19 protein-coding genes (1 of these 19 only partly in view) are annotated in these 16,485 nt (G+C 68.0%); 4 read left to right on the forward strand and 15 right to left on the reverse strand.

Features of this window, described 5'->3' with window-relative positions; translation table 11 throughout:
* The 3 genes from KW83_RS11840 to msrP all read right to left on the reverse strand — a co-directional run.
* Positions 1-788 carry the 5' portion of a SixA phosphatase family protein gene (locus tag KW83_RS11840; protein WP_235191418.1) on the reverse strand. Its footprint begins 31 nt before the window's first position, so only the first 788 of its 819 coding nucleotides appear in the window; its start codon is at positions 786-788; its stop codon lies off the left edge, out of view.
* Positions 789-862: 74 nt separating this feature from the next.
* Positions 863-1,471, reverse strand: coding sequence for a protein-methionine-sulfoxide reductase heme-binding subunit MsrQ (gene msrQ, locus KW83_RS11845; RefSeq protein ID WP_036178849.1), 609 nt, complete (start codon positions 1,469-1,471; stop codon positions 863-865).
* Entirely contained in the window at positions 1,471-2,376 is a 906-nt protein-coding gene (msrP, locus tag KW83_RS11850; RefSeq protein WP_036178852.1) for a protein-methionine-sulfoxide reductase catalytic subunit MsrP, read from the reverse strand. Before msrP ends, msrQ begins: the two co-directional genes overlap by 1 nt.
* A gap of 104 nt (positions 2,377-2,480) precedes the next feature.
* On the opposite strand from msrP, the gene plsY reads away from it, so the two are divergent.
* Complete coding sequence (gene plsY / locus KW83_RS11855; RefSeq protein WP_036178855.1) at positions 2,481-3,080, forward strand: glycerol-3-phosphate 1-O-acyltransferase PlsY; 600 nt, start codon at positions 2,481-2,483, stop codon at positions 3,078-3,080.
* Positions 3,081-3,137: 57 nt separating this feature from the next.
* On the opposite strand, the gene KW83_RS11860 is transcribed toward plsY, so the two are convergent.
* From KW83_RS11860 to KW83_RS11875, 4 genes are all read right to left on the reverse strand, one after another.
* A complete protein-coding gene (locus KW83_RS11860) occupies positions 3,138-3,395 on the reverse strand; it encodes a glycine zipper 2TM domain-containing protein (protein ID WP_036178858.1) in 258 nt (85 codons plus the stop codon).
* Positions 3,396-3,512: 117 nt separating this feature from the next.
* Positions 3,513-4,883 (reverse strand): glutamate--cysteine ligase, encoded by a 1,371-nt coding sequence (locus KW83_RS11865; protein ID WP_036179038.1) that lies wholly within the window; start codon positions 4,881-4,883, stop codon positions 3,513-3,515.
* A gap of 57 nt (positions 4,884-4,940) precedes the next feature.
* Entirely contained in the window at positions 4,941-5,447 is a 507-nt protein-coding gene (locus KW83_RS21715) for a hypothetical protein (protein WP_036179041.1), read from the reverse strand.
* A 133-nt stretch (positions 5,448-5,580) separates the two neighbouring features.
* Positions 5,581-6,303 carry a 16S rRNA (uracil(1498)-N(3))-methyltransferase gene (locus KW83_RS11875; RefSeq protein ID WP_036178861.1) on the reverse strand — a complete coding sequence of 241 codons (723 nt, stop codon included), beginning with the start codon at positions 6,301-6,303 and terminating at the stop codon, positions 5,581-5,583.
* A gap of 17 nt (positions 6,304-6,320) precedes the next feature.
* Here KW83_RS11875 and ubiA point away from each other — a divergent pair, with 17 nt between their 5' ends.
* Genes ubiA through KW83_RS11890 form a run of 3 tightly spaced genes read left to right on the forward strand, consistent with a single transcriptional unit; the run spans position 6,321 to position 9,611 of the window.
* Positions 6,321-7,277, forward strand: coding sequence for a 4-hydroxybenzoate octaprenyltransferase (gene ubiA, locus KW83_RS11880; protein WP_036178863.1), 957 nt, complete (start codon positions 6,321-6,323; stop codon positions 7,275-7,277).
* 58 nt (positions 7,278-7,335) lie between these two features.
* On the forward strand, positions 7,336-9,285 hold the full coding sequence (locus tag KW83_RS11885; protein WP_036178866.1) for an OmpA family protein: 1,950 nt from the start codon (positions 7,336-7,338) through the stop codon (positions 9,283-9,285).
* Positions 9,282-9,611: a prefoldin domain-containing protein gene (locus tag KW83_RS11890; RefSeq protein WP_036178870.1), complete on the forward strand. Its 330-nt coding sequence runs from the start codon at positions 9,282-9,284 to the stop codon at positions 9,609-9,611. The genes KW83_RS11885 and KW83_RS11890 overlap by 4 nt, the downstream gene beginning before the upstream one ends.
* Before the next feature lie 21 nt (positions 9,612-9,632).
* Here the strand turns inward: KW83_RS11890 and KW83_RS11895 are convergent, their stop codons facing one another.
* From KW83_RS11895 to KW83_RS11930, 8 genes are all read right to left on the reverse strand, one after another.
* Positions 9,633-10,076: a molybdenum cofactor biosynthesis protein MoaE gene (locus KW83_RS11895; RefSeq protein ID WP_036178872.1), complete on the reverse strand. Its 444-nt coding sequence runs from the start codon at positions 10,074-10,076 to the stop codon at positions 9,633-9,635.
* Positions 10,076-10,327 carry a molybdopterin converting factor subunit 1 gene (moaD, locus tag KW83_RS11900; RefSeq protein ID WP_036178876.1) on the reverse strand — a complete coding sequence of 84 codons (252 nt, stop codon included), beginning with the start codon at positions 10,325-10,327 and terminating at the stop codon, positions 10,076-10,078. The genes KW83_RS11895 and moaD overlap by 1 nt, the downstream gene beginning before the upstream one ends.
* Entirely contained in the window at positions 10,324-10,989 is a 666-nt protein-coding gene (gene pgsA / locus KW83_RS11905; RefSeq protein WP_036178879.1) for a CDP-diacylglycerol--glycerol-3-phosphate 3-phosphatidyltransferase, read from the reverse strand. Before pgsA ends, moaD begins: the two co-directional genes overlap by 4 nt.
* 678 nt (positions 10,990-11,667) lie before the next feature.
* Complete coding sequence (gene uvrC / locus KW83_RS11910; protein WP_036178882.1) at positions 11,668-13,536, reverse strand: excinuclease ABC subunit UvrC; 1,869 nt, start codon at positions 13,534-13,536, stop codon at positions 11,668-11,670.
* Between the two features lie 287 nt (positions 13,537-13,823).
* Positions 13,824-14,600, reverse strand: coding sequence for an SDR family oxidoreductase (locus KW83_RS11915; protein WP_036178887.1), 777 nt, complete (start codon positions 14,598-14,600; stop codon positions 13,824-13,826).
* Positions 14,597-15,526 carry a calcium/sodium antiporter gene (locus tag KW83_RS11920; RefSeq protein ID WP_036178890.1) on the reverse strand — a complete coding sequence of 310 codons (930 nt, stop codon included), beginning with the start codon at positions 15,524-15,526 and terminating at the stop codon, positions 14,597-14,599. The genes KW83_RS11915 and KW83_RS11920 overlap by 4 nt, the downstream gene beginning before the upstream one ends.
* A 1-nt stretch (position 15,527) precedes the next feature.
* Entirely contained in the window at positions 15,528-15,686 is a 159-nt protein-coding gene (locus KW83_RS21170) for a hypothetical protein (protein WP_200879680.1), read from the reverse strand.
* A 1-nt stretch (position 15,687) separates the two neighbouring features.
* Positions 15,688-16,485: a S49 family peptidase gene (locus tag KW83_RS11930; RefSeq protein WP_036178895.1), complete on the reverse strand. Its 798-nt coding sequence runs from the start codon at positions 16,483-16,485 to the stop codon at positions 15,688-15,690.

Consider the following 16,485-nt stretch of genomic DNA (forward strand, 5'->3'; position numbering starts at 1 on the left):
CCCGCCGCAGCGGCGGCCGCCGGATCGACCGAACCGTCCGCTTCGTAGATCGCATCCCGGGTGGCGACGTTGAAGTGGCCGATGTCCGGCTGGGCGGTCCGCAACCTAACATATCCCAGCACGCGGTTCTCCCGCTTGGGGTCCAGGACCAGCATCTCACCCTCGTACACAGCGAACTCGGTCAGCTCCTGAATGTTGGTGAAATGACTGATGATAAGCAGCGGGCCCGTCTGGTCGCCGCCGTCCCAGCCGGACACCAAGGCCCGCAACTTTGTTACGTTCGGCGCCCCCTGAAGCGAAAGCAACAGGTTGAGATCCGCGCTCGCCTCGACCGGCGTCGCCTCCCAGGCTCCCGGTTCGACAGAGTCGTAGCCGCGCTCCAGCGCGTCGTAGGTCTGCTGATTCCGGCACCATTCGCTGACGACGATTCGGCCGAACCGGATATCGTTGAACGCCAGCAGCGCACCCAAATCCTCTGTATCCTTGCGGCCTTGGTCGGACAGGACACGCTGATTCGCGCAGTCGGTCGGAGCCACATCCTTGCGGTCCAGTTTGGACCAGTCGGTCGGACCGTGCCGCATCAGGAACACAACGTCGTCGCGGAGGAACATCTCGTCAAAGCTCTGCAGGGGCTCGAAGCGCAGGGAATTGTCGATCTGGCTACGATCGATCCCGCCACCGGGCATCGGCACCGCCATCTCTCCCACGAAGGTGGTGACCGGTGAGACCGACTTGGGATCGGGGTCGGCCGCCGCGCCGCTCGCGCTCAGAATTGCGCCCCCCGCCACCAACAACGCGATCCCCGCCGTTGCGGACAGAGTCCGGCCTGCTTTGGATATCCGACCCATGGATGTGCTTCCTTTCAGCTTGCGAATTCGCGTCTCAGCGCAGGCAAGCGTGTCGCAACCAGCCCGAGAATGACGGCAAGATAGATAAGTGGTTCCGCCTCCCACGTCTTCTGGACCATGATGTAGTGAGCCGCGCCCAACACGCCAATGGCGTAGGTGAGCATATGAACTCTGCGCCAGCGCACCGGTCCCAGCTTTCGAATGGACAGGTTGTTCGATGTCGCGGCGACAGGCAGCAGCAACACGAATGCGATCATTCCAATGGAAATGTACGGCCTCTTTACGATGTCGGCCCAGACCCGGCCGAAGTCCTGAACGTCGAGCAATGCCCAGACGAGCAAATGACATACCACATAGAAGAACGCGAGCAGCCCGAGAGCGCGCCTGTGCATCACCAGGCTGATTCCGGTCCATCTGCGGACCGGAGTCACCGCAAGGACGACGACCAGCGCCTTGATGGCCAGGTCTCCCAGTGCGCGTTCCAGCGCGTTGACGGGTTCTACCCCCAGACCGCCGGTCAGCCCAAGATAGAGATAATAGACCGGGATCAGCGCCCCCAGGCCATAGACCGCCCAGGACGGCACCTGGCGGAGCGCCGCATTGACCCTCTGGGTTCGGGTCATCAGTAGTTTTCGGCCAGGTCCATCCCCCGGTAAAGCGACGCGACCTCGTCCTCGTAGCCGTTGAACATCATCGTATCGATGCGCCTGGAAAACAGCCCGCCGCCGACGCGGCGCTCTGTTGCCTGGCTCCAGCGCGGATGGTCCACGTTCGGATTCACATTAGCGTAAAACCCGTACTCGTCCGGACCGGCCAGGTTCCAGGTCGTCTCCGGTTGCCGGTCGGTCAGGGTGATCCGCACGATCGACTTGATCGACTTGAACCCATATTTCCACGGAACGACCAGCCGCAGCGGCGCCCCATTCTGGTTCGGAAGCGGCTTGCCGTAGAGTCCCGTCGCCATGATGGTCAGCGGGTGCATCGCCTCATCCAGCCGCAACCCTTCGATATAGGGCCAATCAAGGATCGGACGCTTCTGGCCGGGCATCTCTTCCGGGCGCAACAGGGTTTGGAAGGCCACGAACTGCGCGCCGTCCTGCACGCCGGCCATCTCCAGCAGGTCCGCCAATTCGAACCCCTGCCACGGGATCACCATGGACCATGCCTCGACGCAGCGCAGACGGTAGATCCGCTCCTCGATCTCCATGCGTGACAGAATATCGTCCATGGACACCGGTCCGGGCCGATCCACAAGCCCGTCGATCTCCACGGTCCAGGGGCTGGTCGTCAGCTGCCCGGCATACTCTGCGGGATCCGACTTGCCCGTACCGAACTCGTAGAAATTGTTGTAGCTGGTGATGTCCTCGAACGTGTTCGGTTCCAGATCGGCGCCCTGCGCCGCCGCAGGACTGACCGACAGTCCCAGTCCCGCCGCGGTCAGTGACGTCAGCATCTGCCGTCGGTTCAGATAGATCCCCCGCGGCGTCACGTCATCCAACGTCAGATCGTTCTTCCATCGGCCGGCCATGGTGCTCTCCCGTTGCCTTCCTGCTCGAAACTAGCCTTTCGGGACGTATCCTCAAATGAAACAAGCGTGACACACCCGTGACGCAAGGCCACTGTTGACGCGGGATGCCCCTGGGGACGCCGACCATGCCGATTGCCACCGCACTCCTTGCCTACCTGCTCGGATCCATCCCGTTTGGCCTGCTGGTCACCCGGCTCTTCGGGCTGGGGGACCTGCGCGGCATCGGTTCGGGGAATATCGGCGCGACCAACGTGTTGAGGACCGGGAACAGGCTGGCAGCCCTGCTGACCCTCGTCGGAGACGTGGGCAAGGGCGCCGTCGCGGTTATCGTCGCGCGCCTTCTGATGGGGGAATTCGCGGGCCTTCTTGCCGGTGCCGCCGCGTTCGTCGGGCACTGCTTCCCGATCTATCTGCGATTCCGCGGCGGCAAGGGCGTGGCGACATTTCTGGGGACGGTCCTAGCGCTGGCCTGGCCGCTGGGTTTGGCGGCCTGCGCCACCTGGCTCGCGACGGCCATGCTGTCGCGGATCTCATCGCTGGCGGCACTGGTGGCCGCGGCGCTGGCGCCGTTCTACGCCCTCGTGGTCGGTGCCGATGCGCTGGCGGTCGTCCTCGCGCTCATGGGGGCTTTGATTTTCGTCAGGCACCGCGCGAATATCGGGCGCCTGATCGCGGGGACAGAGCCACGAATCGGCAAAAAGTGACCCGCGCCCTGTAAGGGCCGGTCGGCGCGGTCGCCCGCGCCGACCCGTGGTGATCGGTTACGGGCAGGCGGCCGTATAGCGCTCGCCGTACCGGTTTTCATAGACGCACTGACCCTGATTGTTGCGGGCGATGTAGTTGCCGGCGGCGGCGCCGACGGCACCCCCGATCAGCGCGCCGGCGGCACGGTCGTCGCTCCCGGACACGGCGGCGCCGGTCGCGGCGCCAAGGGCGGCACCCGTCAGGGCGCCCTGGTTGTTGGTCTGGCAGCCCGCAATGAGAACCACCACGGGCAGCGCGATCATAAATCTCTTCATCGTTCGATTACCTCCAAGACGTTTGAGCACACACTACCCTACACTGCGGGAAGGTCCAGACGGGCATGATTAAATTGGCTGGAGTCTGCCGGCCCCGCCCACCTCATTCGCGTTATTTCAGTAGGAAAACTCACCGAAAACGGGGGTCACGTTTTCGTTCCAGGGGCCTTCGAACCGCGCGATCAGCTCGTCGGCCAGGACGTGGCCGCTCTCGATACTCTCTTTCAGGGCGTTCAGGAAATGCGCCTCGTCCGGAATCATGCCGCCCGCGCCGGGCCGCGCCCGTGCCTTCAGGCCCTGCTCGGCGATTTCCACGCAGAGCCGCGCAACCGACAGCATGTCCACATCCCCGACTCTGGCCTGCAACCCGTCGACCGAGGCCGCGATGCGCAGCCCCTCGCGCGTCTCCGCGTCCCAGCCCCTGGCCACGTCCCATGCCGCATCCAGCGCGGTCTGGTCGTACATCAACCCGACCCAGAAGGCCGGCAGGGCGCACAGCCGGCGCCAGGGTCCGCCATCCGCGCCGCGCATCTCGATGAATTTCTTGATCCGGGCCTCGGGGAACACCGTCGTCAGGTGGTCCGCCCAGTCAGACATCGTGGCGATCTCGCCGGGCAGCGCCGGAAGCTCACCCTTCAGGAAGTCGCGGAACGACTGGCCCAGGGCGTCGATATAGGTACCGTCGCGATAGACGAAGTACATCGGCACATCCAGCACGTACTCGACCCATCGCTCGAACCCCATCCCGTCCTCGAAGACGAACGGAAGCATCCCGGTGCGCGCCGCGTCGAGATCGCGCCAGATCCGGCTGCGCCAGGACTTGTGCCCGTTGAGCCGGCCTTCCAGGAACGGCGAGCTGGCGAACAGCGCCGTCGCCACGGGTTGCAGCGCCAGCGCCACGCGCAGCTTCTGCACCATGTCCGCCTCAGACGAGAAGTCCAGGTTCACCTGAACCGTGCAGGTCCGCCGCATCATCTGCGTGCCGAGCGAACCGACCTTCTTCATGTAGCCGTCCATGAGCTTGTAGCGGCCCTTGGGCATCAGCGGCATCTCGTCATGGGTCCAGTGCGGCGCCGCCCCCAGCCCGATGAAGCCGACGCCGATCCGGTCGGCCACCGCCTTGACCTGCGCCAGATGGTCGTTCACCTCGTCGCAGGTCCCGTGGATGGTCTCCAGCGGCGCGCCGGACAGTTCCAGCTGCCCGCCGGGCTCCAGCGACACGTTGGCGCCGTCCTTTTCCAGCCCGATCAGGTGGCCGCCCTCTTCCACCGGCGCCCAGCCGAACTGGTCCCTGAGACCGGACAGCACCGCATGGATCGACCGGTCGCCCGCATAGGGAAGCGGCTTCAGCGTATCCTTGCAGTAGCCGAACTTCTCGTGCTCGGTGCCGATGCGCCACGCGTCCCTGGGTTTGCAGCCGTCGGCCAGGTACTCGGCAAGCTGCTCGTGCCGTTCGATGGGGCCGCCGCCCTGCTGGGGAATGGACATCGGATCCTCGCCTGCCGCCATCTGATCCGCCGGACTTGGCGGGCCGTCCCGCGGAAGTCAACCGAGCCTCTTCGCCCCCGCCTCCCAGACCACCGTCTCGCCGCTCCGCGCCTCCGTCAGTGCGGCGACGGCATCCGGTTCGGCCAGGCCGGGCAGGGCGATGAGCGCGTCGAAGATGGCCTCGGCGTTCTCTGCGTCGGCGGGGATGTCCAGACCGTGGCCGTCGCCGTCGAAGAGCCGCCAGCGCGGCGCGCCCCCGTCCCGCAGGACCGACACCCGCCGCAGACCGTCCAGCGACACCGCGCCGCCGCCGTGGCCCGACAGATAGGTGATCTGCCGCTCGGTCACGCTGACGATCCCGGCGCCGCCGCCGCCCCTGGGGCGCCGGAGGCGGCGCGCGGCCTCCAGAAGCACCGCGCCCCCGCCCAGGGCGACGGCCACCCCGACCCATCGCAGGACGCCGAAGGCGGTCAGCGCCCACCACAGACCCAGCCCCGTCGCCGCCGCCCCCACCAGGACGTCGCGCCAGCGCAAGATGCGCGCGATCGCCTCGGCCCGGATCACGGGGCGGCCGCTGACGGGACCGGGCACGCGGCCGGCGCAAAGAACCCGACGGCGAACCGGGTCCGCTCCGTCCCTGACCGCATCGCTCCGGATACGCCGCGCGACCCGCGCGGGTGCCGCGCAACGACCGGCCTCATCTCCAGTCCCCCAGGGCCTGTTGCCACAGCGTCAGCGCCGCGACCGCTGCCGTATCCGCGCGCAGGATCCGTGGTCCAAGGCTGACCGGATGCGCGGCCTCCGACGCCCGCAGCCGGTCCCGCTCGGCGGCCGAGAATCCGCCCTCCGGGCCGATCAGCACGGCCCAGGGACCGGCGGGCAGATCGGTCAGGTCGCTCGCCGAACCGGCCAGGGCCTCGTCGCAGAACAACAGCCGTCGCCGCGCGTCCCATCCGTCCAGCAGCGTGCCCAGCGGGGCGATGCCGGCCACCTCCGGCACGAAATTGCCGCCGCATTGCTCGGCCGCCTCGACCGCGTGGGCCTGGAGGCGGTCGCGTCGGATCCGCTCGGAGTTGGTGAACTCCGTCTGCACGGGGCAGATCCGGCGCACGCCCAGTTCCGCCGCCTTCTCGACGATGAAATCGGTGCGCGCCTTCTTGATCGGCGCGAACAGCAGCCAGACGTCGGGCGGATCGCGCTGCGCGGCCCGCCTTTCCCGGCAGATCAGCACGCCGGCCCGCTTCCCGGCCTCCGCCACCTCTGCCGTCCAGGTCCCGTCGCGCCCGTTGAATACCTCCAGGATCTCGCCCACCCCCTTTCGCATCACGCCGAAGAGATAATGCGCCTGTTCGCGCGACAGGGCGACGGTTTGCCCCGCCGCCAGCGGATGCTCTACATGGAGCCGGATCGTCGAGGCCATCAGACAGGAGGTTCCCGGTGTCGGACACACAGGCGACGAAAGGGCAGGTGGCCGATGCCGTCAAGGGCAACTGGGTGGACCGCCGCGCCCCCAAGGCCACGCGCCCCTACCTGCGGCTGTCCCGCGCGGATCGCCCGATCGGCACGTGGCTGCTGCTGCTGCCCTGCTGGTGGGGACTGTTCCTGGCCGCGGCCGCCGGCGGCGAAATCGGGTGGCCGGCGCTCTGGATCGGGGTGGGCTGCGCCATCGGCGCGTTTCTCATGCGCGGCGCGGGCTGCACCTGGAACGACATCACCGACAGGGACATCGATTCGGGCGTCGCGCGCACCCGATCACGGCCCATCCCCTCCGGGCAGGTGAGTCCGCGTCAGGCCCTGGTCTGGCTGGTCGCGCAGAGCCTCACCGCCCTTGCGATCCTGCTGACCTTCAACGCCAACGCGATTCTTCTGGGCATCCTGTCGCTGCTGCCCGTGGCCGTGTACCCGTTTGCCAAGCGGTTCACGTGGTGGCCACAGGTGTTCCTGGGGCTCGCCTTCAACTGGGGCGCGCTGCTGGCCTGGACCGCGCTGGCCGGATCGCTGCAGCTGCCGGCGGTTCTGCTGTACCTCTCGGGCATCGCCTGGACGCTCTTCTACGACACGATCTACGCCTATCAGGATGCAGAGGACGATGCGCTGATCGGCGTGAAATCGACGGCTCGCCTCTTTGGCGACCGGCCCGCGCCATGGCTGCGCGGGTTCCTGGCCGGCGCCTGTCTCTTCATGGCGCTCGCGGTGTTCGCCGCCCTGCGGGACAAGGGCGCCGTCCCGCTGATCCTGGGTCTGTCCGCCCCCGTCGCCGCGGCCGCGCATATGGCCTGGCAACTGTCGCGGTTCGATCCGCGGGACACCCGGCTCTGCCTGATTCTCTTCCGGTCGAACCGCGACACGGGACTTCTTGCCGCGCTGTTTCTCGCTCTTGCGGCCCTGGCCTGATGGACGCGGGACGCCGACGGGTCTAGACCTGCGCCACCCCGAAAACCGGATACGCCCCATGTCCATCAGATCCGTCCTTACCGTCACAGTCACCTTCGCCGTCGCGGCCGCCGTGTCGGTCGCCGCGGCCAACGTCGCCGCGACCCAGATAGAGACCCGCTCGGTCGATGCCGTGGCCGAACGCCTGCGCGCCGAAGGATTCGGCTGGGTCGATGTCATCGCCGACGGGCTGCAGCTGGGCCTGACCGGCACCGCCCCGGATGAGGCCGCCCGCTTCCGCGCCCTCAGCCTTGCGGGCATGGTGGTGGACGGCGCGCGCGTCGTCGATCTGATGGACGTCGCCCAGCGCGACGCCATCGCCGCGCCGGATTTCTCGATCGAGGTGCTGCGCGCGAACGACGGCGTCACCCTGATCGGCCTCGTACCGGAAGACATGGACCGGATGGACCTTCTGGAGGACATCGCGCGCATCGCCCCGGACACGCCGATCACCGATCTGCTGCAGACCGCGCGCTTTCCGTCGCCCGACACCTGGGACGCCGCCGTGGCACTGGGGGTCGAGGCGCTCAGGCGCAGCGACAAGGCCAAGGTCTCGATCGAGGCCGGGCGCGTCGCCGTCAAGACCATGGCCCGGGACGACAACAGCCGCGCGAAGCTGACGCGTGACCTGAACCGACTGGCCCCGGAGGGCGTGGAGATCGCCCTGGACATTACCGCCCCCCGCCCCGTCATTTCGCCCTTTCTGCTCCGCCTTACCCGGCAGGAGGGCACCACCCGGTTCGACGCCTGCGCCGCGGCTACCGACCAGGGCCGCCAGCGCATCTTGGCCGCGGCCGAATCCCTCGGGGCAGAAGACGTCCGCTGCGACCTGGGGCTCGGCGCGCCGTCCCCAGCCTGGGCCGATGCCGCCGCCCGGGCGCTGGAGGCCATGCGCGGGGTCGGGACCGGGACGCTCACCGTCAGCGATCTGGACGTCCGGCTGGAGGCCGCCGCCGAAGTCGATGGGTTCGGGCGGATCGCCGCGGACCTGCGCCGCGACCTGCCCGAGGAATTCACCCTGACCGCCGTGCAGGCCGATGTCCAAGCTGCGGAGCCGGAGGCCGGGCCGGCCGAGTTCGTCGCCACCCGCAGCCCGGAAGGCCTCGTCCAGCTCCAGGGACGGGTCGGCACGCAGCTCTCGCGCACGGCGGCCACCAGCCTGGCCCGCGCGCTCTTCGGTGCCGACCAGGTGGATGCCGCCATCGAGATCGCCGAACCCGTGCCCCTGGGCTGGTCGCCGACCATCCTCGCCGCGCTCGATGCCCTGTCGCAGCTCCACCACGGCGCGGTCAGCGTGGATGACGGCGGGATCCGCGTATCCGGCACCTCCGGCAGCGCCGACGCGCCGTCGGCCGTCGCGCGGCTCCTCTCCGGCCGCCTGGGCGACGACGCCGACTTTTCCATCGACATCGCCTACGACAAGCGCCTGGACGCCACGCTGGCGCTGCCCTCGCCCGATGAATGCGTGTCGCGGATCAACGAAATCCTCTCGGCCCGACAGATCGCCTTCGATCCGGGATCCGCCGTGATCGCCCCGGCCTCCCGCGACAGCGTCGACGCAATCGCCGAAGTGCTGGGCAAGTGCGAAGGCGTGGCCATGGAGGTCGGCGGCCATACCGACAGCCAGGGACGCGAGGAGATGAACAAATCGCTCAGCCAGGAGCGGGCAGAGGCCGTTCTGGCCGCGCTTCTCTCCCGCCGTGTGCCCGTGGGCGACCTGACCGCCGTGGGCTACGGTGAGGAGACTCCGATCGCCGACAACGGCACCGAAGAGGGGCGGGAAGCGAACCGGCGGATTGAATTCCGCCTTCTGACGGCCGATGAACCGCCCGGCGCGGCGGACGAGACCCCGACGGACCCGGAAAGCGGGTCCGCGGCGTCCGATGCGACGGCGGAGGCAGAGACCGGCGCGGCCACGGACGCGCAAGACGACGCGCCCCAGTCCCCGGAGACAGAGGCGACGGAATGAACCGGTTCGAATTCGTCATCGCGACGGCGATCATCCTCTTCGTGGCCTTCATGCTGGGATGGTTCGCCAACTGGCTCGTCCATCGCCTGACCCGCGTGAGCCAGGCCGACCTGGGCGAACTCGACCGGATGGCCCGCGCCATGTACGAGGCAGAGGAATCCCGCGACCAGGCCATCGCCTATCTCCAGGACCGCGAATCGGAGATGGCGAACCAGCTCAACGCGACCGAGGCGGAGCTGCGCGCCACCATGGAAGGCCTGCGCGAGGCCCGGGCGGAGGCCGCGGAACTGCGCGACTACATCGAACGGATGAATGCCCACGGCTGAGACGGATCGGCCAAGCTGGCGCTACCAGCGGGTCAGCGCATCCTCGTCCGCCTCGGCGGCCTCGACCCAGGCCGCGCCCCGGGCGGTCACTTCCTTCTTCCAGAAGGGCGCCCGCGACTTGAGGTAATCCATCAGGAATTCGGCCGCCGCGAAGGCATCCGCCCGGTGCGGCGCGACGGTCCCGACCATCATGATCGCCTCTCCCGGCGCCAACCGCCCGTGGCGGTGGATCACCAGGACGTCGCCCAGGGACCATCGCGCCGCCGCCTCCGCCGCGATGGCCTCGATGGCCCGCGCGGTCATGCCGGGATAGTGTTCGATCTCCATGTAGCGCAGGTCCGCGTCCGGGGTGTCGCGCACCAGTCCGCAGAACGTCACCACCGCCCCCATGTCGGCGCGCCCGGCGGCCAGACGCTCGGCCTCCTCGCCCGCGCCGAAGGGCGCCTCCTGAACCACGACCCGCATCAGCCCCCCGTCATCGGCGGAAAGAACGCAACCTCCCGCGCGTCGCTCAGGGAGGTGTCGAACTCGGTCAGCTGCTGATCGACCGCGACACGGATCGCCGACAGATCCCGAAACGCCATGTCGTAGCGGTCCTCACGCGCGCGTAACTCCTCCACCAGTTCGGCGACGGTCGCGGCACCGGTCTCGACGGTTTCGCGCGGCAGGCCGATGCGCTCACGAAGCCAGGCGAAATAGAGAACGTCCAGTGTCATGCGGGCTCCTTCAGGAACGGCAGCGCCTTGCGGAAATAGTCCCATCCCGTGATCAGCGTCATCGCCGCCGCGATCCACAGCAGCGTCACGCCTGCGATTCCCGCGACATCGCGCATCTGCGCCAGCCACAGGACGCCGGCCCCGTCCGCCGCCGCGCCGGTCGGAACCGATCCGGCCGTGGCGGCGTCCATGCCCTGCGTCCGGTCCAGAAGATGATACAGGAAAATATCGCGTGAGAAGAGCACGGCGATCGCCACCATCTGCGCGGTCGTCTTCCACTTCGCCAGTTTGGTGACGCTCAACAGCTTCGCCTGCGCGCCCAGGAATTCCCGCAGCCCGGACACGAAGACCTCTCGGAACACGATCACCGTCGCCGGCAGGACCAGCCAGGGCGACATGGACGAATAGCCGACGATGACCAGAAGCGCGATGATCACCATCGCCTTGTCCGCGATCGGGTCGAGCATGGCGCCGAACCGGCTCTCCAGCTTCCAGGTCCGGGCGATATGGCCGTCGAACCAGTCGGTGACGGCGGCCAGAACGAACAGGATCAATGCGAACCAGTCGGCATACGGCCGCTGAAAATACAAAAACGCGACCGCGACGCCCGGGGCCGCCAGAAGTCTCAGCACGGTAAGGATGTTGGGAACGGTCCAGCGCATGTGTGACAGATAGCGGCCCGCGCACCGGGGCGAAAGGGCCGCGTGGCGTCGCGCGCGCTCTGAACGCGCCCCGGGGCGATGATTCGCCGTCGCGGAGGGCGGTGAGGCGGTGCAAGACGGCGGGTCCGGCCGCCGCGGGCGCGTGGCACCTCCGCCCAGGGCGGCAAAACGCTGGTCAGCAGGCAAGAGCCGGGGCGCTACATGGTCATGCTGTCGGTCAAACGGAAACTCAGAGCTTTCGGCCCTTGGCGCCACGCGGCCTGGGGACGCCTATGCTGGTGAAGAACGCCCGATGGTCCGGACCGCCCTGCCCGACGGGCGCCGGCGCCGGCGCCGCGTGCCGGTCGCGCCGGTGTTCCAGACGGGAAGCGCGTTGGTGGCGAACGGCGCGACGATGACGTTCTCTCACACTGGCAACCGGCTCACGGTCGGCTCGCCGCGGGAACGGCAGACATTCACGGACACCGGCAGCCCGGGACCGGCGCCGCGCGTCTGGCGTTTTCGGACCAGTGCGGCATCTGATACCGGAAGCGGCCGGTCGTGGTGCGGCGCCGGACCGTCAATCCCCCCAGTCGACGGTCCGGCGCCGCGCCCCGCCGGTCTCCCCGCAACAGAAATAGCCGATCGCGCGGGGCATGAACACATGGCCGAAACGTCAGGTCCGTTCGCCTCTGGCGGTCATCCCCGCGCGTGGAAAAACCCATAGATCTTCTCGGCCAGACCCTCGCTGATGCCTTCGACAGCCTTGAGGTCGTCCAGCCCGGCGCGCGACACCGCCTTGGCAGAGCCGAAATGCGCCAGCAGCGCCCGCTTGCGCCCGGCGCCGACGCCGGCGATCTCATCCAGCGGGGTCGCCCCGACCGACTTCGCCCGCTTGGCGCGGTGGGTGCCGATGGCGAAGCGATGCGCCTCGTCCCGCAGCCGCTGTACGAAATACAGCACCGGATCGTTGTGCCGCAGGGCGAACGGCCGCCGGCCGGTCCGGTGGAACTCCTCCTTGCCGGCGTCGCGGTCTATGCCCTTGGCGACGCCGATCATGGCGATGTCGGACACGCCCATCTCCGCCATGATCGACGCCACGGCAGAGACCTGGCCCGCGCCGCCGTCGATCAGCAGCAGGTCCGGCCAGAGCCCCTTGTCGCGGTCGGGATCCTCCTTCTGCAGACGCTTGAACCGCCGGGTCAGAACCTCCCTCATCATGCCGAAGTCGTCTCCGGGTGTCAGATCGTCGCCGCGGATGTTGAACTTGCGGTACTGGCTCTTCAGGAACCCCTCGGGGCCGGCCACGATCATCGCGCCCACGGCATCCGTGCCCTGGATGTGGCTGTTGTCGTAGACCTCTATCCGCTCCGGTGCGCGATCCAGGTCGAACGCCTCGGCCAGTCCGGCCAGAAGCCGCCCTTGGGTCGCCGTCTCGCTCATCTTGCGGGCCAGACTCTCGCGCGCGTTGCGCAGCGCGCCGGCCACCAGATCCTTCTTCTCGCCGCGCTGCGGAACCAGGATCTGCACCTTTCGGCCGGCCTTCTGGGACAGCGCCTCGGCCATCAGGTCGGGATCCTCGATCTCGTCGGACAGCAGCAGCATACGTGGAGGCTCCTTGTTGTCGTAGAACTGGCCGATGAACCCCTCCAGGATCTCGGCGGGTTCCGCCCCCGATCCGGTGCGCGGGAAGTAGTCCCGGTTGCCCCAGTTCTGGTTGGCGCGGATAAAGAACACCTGCACGCAGGCCTGCCCGCCCTCGGTATGCAGCGCGATGACGTCGGCCTCGGCCACGCCGGCGGGATTGATGCCCTGCCCCGCCTGCACCTGGGTCAGCGCCCGGATCCGGTCGCGCAACGCCGCCGCGCGCTCGAACGCCATGTCGTCGGACGCGGCCTTCATCTCCTCCGCCAGTTGCTTCTGGACCCGCGTCGTCTTGCCCTGGAGGAACTCCTCCGCGTCGCGGACGCTGCCGCGGTAATCCTGTTCCGAGATATGTCCCACGCAGGGTCCGGAACAGCGCTTGATCTGGTATTGCAGACAGGGCCGGGTGCGGCTGTCGAACATGGAATCCGAACAGTTGCGCAGCAGAAATACGCGCTGAAGCTGGGTCAGCGTCCGGTTCACCGCCCCCGCGCTGGCGAACGGACCGTAATAGGACCCCTTCTCCTGCTTGGCGCCGCGGTGCTTCTTGATCATCGGAAACGGGTGGTCGCCGGTGACCAGGATGTTGGGGAACGACTTGTCGTCGCGCAGCAGCACGTTGTAGCGGGGCTTGAGCTGCTTGATCAGGTTCTGTTCGAGCAGCAGCGCCTCGGTCTCGGTCCGGGTCGTCAGGAACATCATCGACGCGGTGTCGCGGATCATCCGCGCGATGCGCGGCGCGTGTCCCGACGGCTTGGCGTAACTCGCCACCCGCTTCTTGAGGTTCCGCGCCTTGCCCACATAGAGAACCGCCTGCCGCTCATCCAGCATCCGGTAGACGCCGGGAGAGCCGTCGAGCGAACCCAGATAGGACTGGATGCAGGCGTGGCCGCGCAGGTCGGCGGCATCGGTCGGGTCGGTCATCGGATCACCGTGATTCCGGGGCGCCCCTGCAAATATGGATCCGTTCGGCAAGAGGAAAGCCCTCCCCCGTTTGTGTGGATAAACCTGTGCGCAACGTCGGGGGCGGGGGTATTTTCCGTGCGATTCAGGCGGGTTGATCACTTTGATTACATTTTAGTCGAATACGCATTCCGTTGAAATCGCTAAAGAAAATTATCGTCGAATCCATAGGTCCCTGTATTTCCCGGGTTTTCTGACGTTTGTGTGACGGCTCCGTGACCCGGTGCAGAACGCCCGGCACGATGCGCCTATTCCACGCCCTGCACGTCGGGCGTCCGCCAGGCCAGGTGCTGCCCGCCATCGACGCAGAGAAGCTGCCCGGTGACGGCGCGGGCATCCAGAAGATAGCCCAGCGCGGCGCAGATGTCGCCGGCGTCCGCGCCGCGCTCCAGCACCGTTGCCGCGCGCTGGGCCGCGAAATGCGACGCACTCTGCCGGGTGCCCTGCATCGTCGGGCCGGGGGCGATCGCGTTGACGCGGACGGCCGGGGCCAGCGCCTGCGCGGCGGTGCGGGTGAGCGCCCAGAGCCCCATCTTGGCCAGGGTATAGGTCATGAACTCCGGCGTCAGCTTCTTTACCCGCTGGTCGATCATGTTCACCGCCAGCGCCCGCGCGACAGGCTCTCCGTGGGCATCCGTCCCGGCCTCCGGTGCCTGGGCGGCAAAGCCCTGGATCAGCACGAAAGGCGCGCGCAGGTTCGATCCCATGTGCCGGTCCCAGCTCTCCCGCGTGGCGTTCCGGATCGTGTCGTGCTCGAAGATCGAGGCGTTGTTGACCAGCAGATCCAGCGCCCCGCCCAGCCCGTCCGATGCCGCGCCCACCAGCCCCGCGGTCTGCGCCTCATCCAGCAGGTCGGCCCGCACCGCCACCGCCCGCCGGCCCATGGCGCGGATCTCGCCCACGACATCCGCGGCACCGTCCGCGGAGCTGCGGTAATGCACGGCAACGTCGTACCCGCGCCCGGCCAGGTAGAGCGCCATGGCCCGGCCCAGGCGGACGCCGCCCCCGGTGACCAGCGCCCTCATCCGACCACCCACCACAGGTAGAAGCCATAGAGCAGGCAGAACGCCAGACCCACCGGCCGGGTCATCCGCGCAGAGGTGAATACGAAGGGCACCATCGCCAGGGACGCGGCCAGCATCACCCACAGGTCGAGCCTCAGGAACGTCTCGTCCACCGGGATGTCGCCGACCAGCGCGGCGATGCCGATGATGGCCAGCAGGTTGAACATGTTGGACCCGATGACATTGCCCAGCGCCACGTCGGCCTGTCTCTTGGCGGCGGCGACGAAGGTGGTGGCAAGCTCGGGCAGGCTGGTGCCGATCGCGACCATGGTCAGGCCGATCACCGAATCCGGGATGCCCAGCGATTGCGCGATCTCCTTGGCGCTGTCGATGAGGATGTTCGCCCCGAGCGGCAGGCCCACCAGCCCGATGGCCAGAAATACCCCGATCTTCCAGCCCGCCATGCCCGGATCCGCGCCCTCGACGTCTTCGGGGGTGACCCGCGTCGCCAGCCCCTCGCGCAGCTGCATCCCCAGGATCGCCGCAAGCGCGGCCAGCAGGATCAGCGCGTTCCACCAGGTGAACGGCCCGAAGAAGGCCAGCGCGGTGAACAGGACGGACGCGCCCATCATGATCGTGTAGGTCTGCCGGACCTCGCTCGCGCTGGTGTCCAGGCCGTAGATCAGTGCCGGCACCCCCAGCACCAGCAGCACGTTGGCGGTGTTCGATCCGACCACGTTGCCCAGCGCAAGGCCCGGCACGCCGTCCAGCACCGCGTCGATGGAGATCAGCAGCTCCGGCGCGGAGGTGCCGAAGGCCACCACCGTCAGGCTGACGATCAGCGCCGGCACGCCCAGCCGCAGGGACAGGTTCACGGCGCCCTTGACCAGGCAATCCCCCGCGCCCAGCAGGATGCCCAGTCCCAGCAGCGCCATGAAATAGGTCATCTCATCCCTTTCCGCACGGGCACGGCCCCTTGCCCATCCGATAGCGTCCGCAGCCGTCGCATTTCATGCTGCGAAGCCTGTCCCGGCCCGGAAAGCGCAGCCGCCCGAACATCGCCAGCACCAGCATCCCGATGAGGAACAGAGAGACGATCTTGATCACGTCAAAGGCCGAAGCGGGCGTAGGTGGCGCGATCCTCGACGCCGGCCAGCGCGTCGGCGGCCAGCCGCGCCCCGAACCGCGACAGGAACGGACGGCGCTGCTTGTAGGTCACGAACCGCGTCCTGGCGCCGAAGCGGTCCTTCATCACCGGAACCATATGGCCGATGCCGTCGATCAGCCCCTTTTCCTGCGCCCGCGCGCCCACCCAGATCTCGCCGGTGAACAGCGCCGGATCGTCGGCCAGCCTGGCCCCCCGGCGCGCGCGGACCTGCGCCTTGAACGTGCCGTGGATCTGGTCCTGCAACTGCCTGAGGCGGGCGATGTCCTCGTCCTTCTCGGGCTGGAACGGGTCCAGCATCGCCTTGGAGTCGCCGGCGGTATAGACCCGCCGCTCGACCCCGTAGCGAGAGATGAACTTGTTGAACCCGAACCCGGCTGAGATCACGCCGATGGATCCCACGATGGAATTCGCATCGGCATAGATCTCGTCCGCCGCGGTGGCCAGCCAGTAGCCGCCCGACGCCGCCACGTCCTCGACGAAGGCGATCACGGGGATGCCCTTTTCGTCGGCCAGCCGCCGGATCCGCGCGGCGATCAGCGACGACTGGACCGGAGAGCCGCCCGGTGAGTTCAGCAGCAGCGCCACCGCAGAGGGCCTGCCGCGCCGGAACGCCTTCTCTATCGTCGGGGCCAGGCCGATGTCGTTGAGCCGGGCGGGGCTGCCGCCGGCGATGATGCCCTGCAGCCGCAGAACGGCCACCATGGGATCCTTGGTGACGAAGGGGATGAATCTTCTCAT

The organism is Palleronia rufa (assembly GCF_000743715.1).
GTDB classification, from domain to species: Bacteria; Pseudomonadota; Alphaproteobacteria; order Rhodobacterales; family Rhodobacteraceae; genus Palleronia; species Palleronia rufa.

Coding starts and splice junctions, on each gene's coding strand:
- msrQ (WP_036178849.1), bottom strand. CDS start 1,471: ATGACCCGAACCCAGAGGGTCAATGCGGCGCTCCGCCAGGTGCCGTCC.
- msrP (WP_036178852.1), bottom strand. CDS start 2,376: ATGGCCGGCCGATGGAAGAACGATCTGACGTTGGATGACGTGACGCCG.
- plsY (WP_036178855.1), top strand. CDS start 2,481: ATGCCCCTGGGGACGCCGACCATGCCGATTGCCACCGCACTCCTTGCC.
- KW83_RS11860 (WP_036178858.1), bottom strand. CDS start 3,395: ATGAAGAGATTTATGATCGCGCTGCCCGTGGTGGTTCTCATTGCGGGC.
- KW83_RS11865 (WP_036179038.1), bottom strand. CDS start 4,883: ATGTCCATTCCCCAGCAGGGCGGCGGCCCCATCGAACGGCACGAGCAG.
- KW83_RS11875 (WP_036178861.1), bottom strand. CDS start 6,303: ATGGCCTCGACGATCCGGCTCCATGTAGAGCATCCGCTGGCGGCGGGG.
- KW83_RS11885 (WP_036178866.1), top strand. CDS start 7,336: ATGTCCATCAGATCCGTCCTTACCGTCACAGTCACCTTCGCCGTCGCG.
- KW83_RS11890 (WP_036178870.1), top strand. CDS start 9,282: ATGAACCGGTTCGAATTCGTCATCGCGACGGCGATCATCCTCTTCGTG.
- KW83_RS11895 (WP_036178872.1), bottom strand. CDS start 10,076: ATGCGGGTCGTGGTTCAGGAGGCGCCCTTCGGCGCGGGCGAGGAGGCC.
- moaD (WP_036178876.1), bottom strand. CDS start 10,327: ATGACACTGGACGTTCTCTATTTCGCCTGGCTTCGTGAGCGCATCGGC.
- pgsA (WP_036178879.1), bottom strand. CDS start 10,989: ATGCGCTGGACCGTTCCCAACATCCTTACCGTGCTGAGACTTCTGGCG.
- uvrC (WP_036178882.1), bottom strand. CDS start 13,536: ATGACCGACCCGACCGATGCCGCCGACCTGCGCGGCCACGCCTGCATC.
- KW83_RS11915 (WP_036178887.1), bottom strand. CDS start 14,600: ATGAGGGCGCTGGTCACCGGGGGCGGCGTCCGCCTGGGCCGGGCCATG.
- KW83_RS11920 (WP_036178890.1), bottom strand. CDS start 15,526: ATGACCTATTTCATGGCGCTGCTGGGACTGGGCATCCTGCTGGGCGCG.
- KW83_RS11930 (WP_036178895.1), bottom strand. CDS start 16,485: ATGAGAAGATTCATCCCCTTCGTCACCAAGGATCCCATGGTGGCCGTT.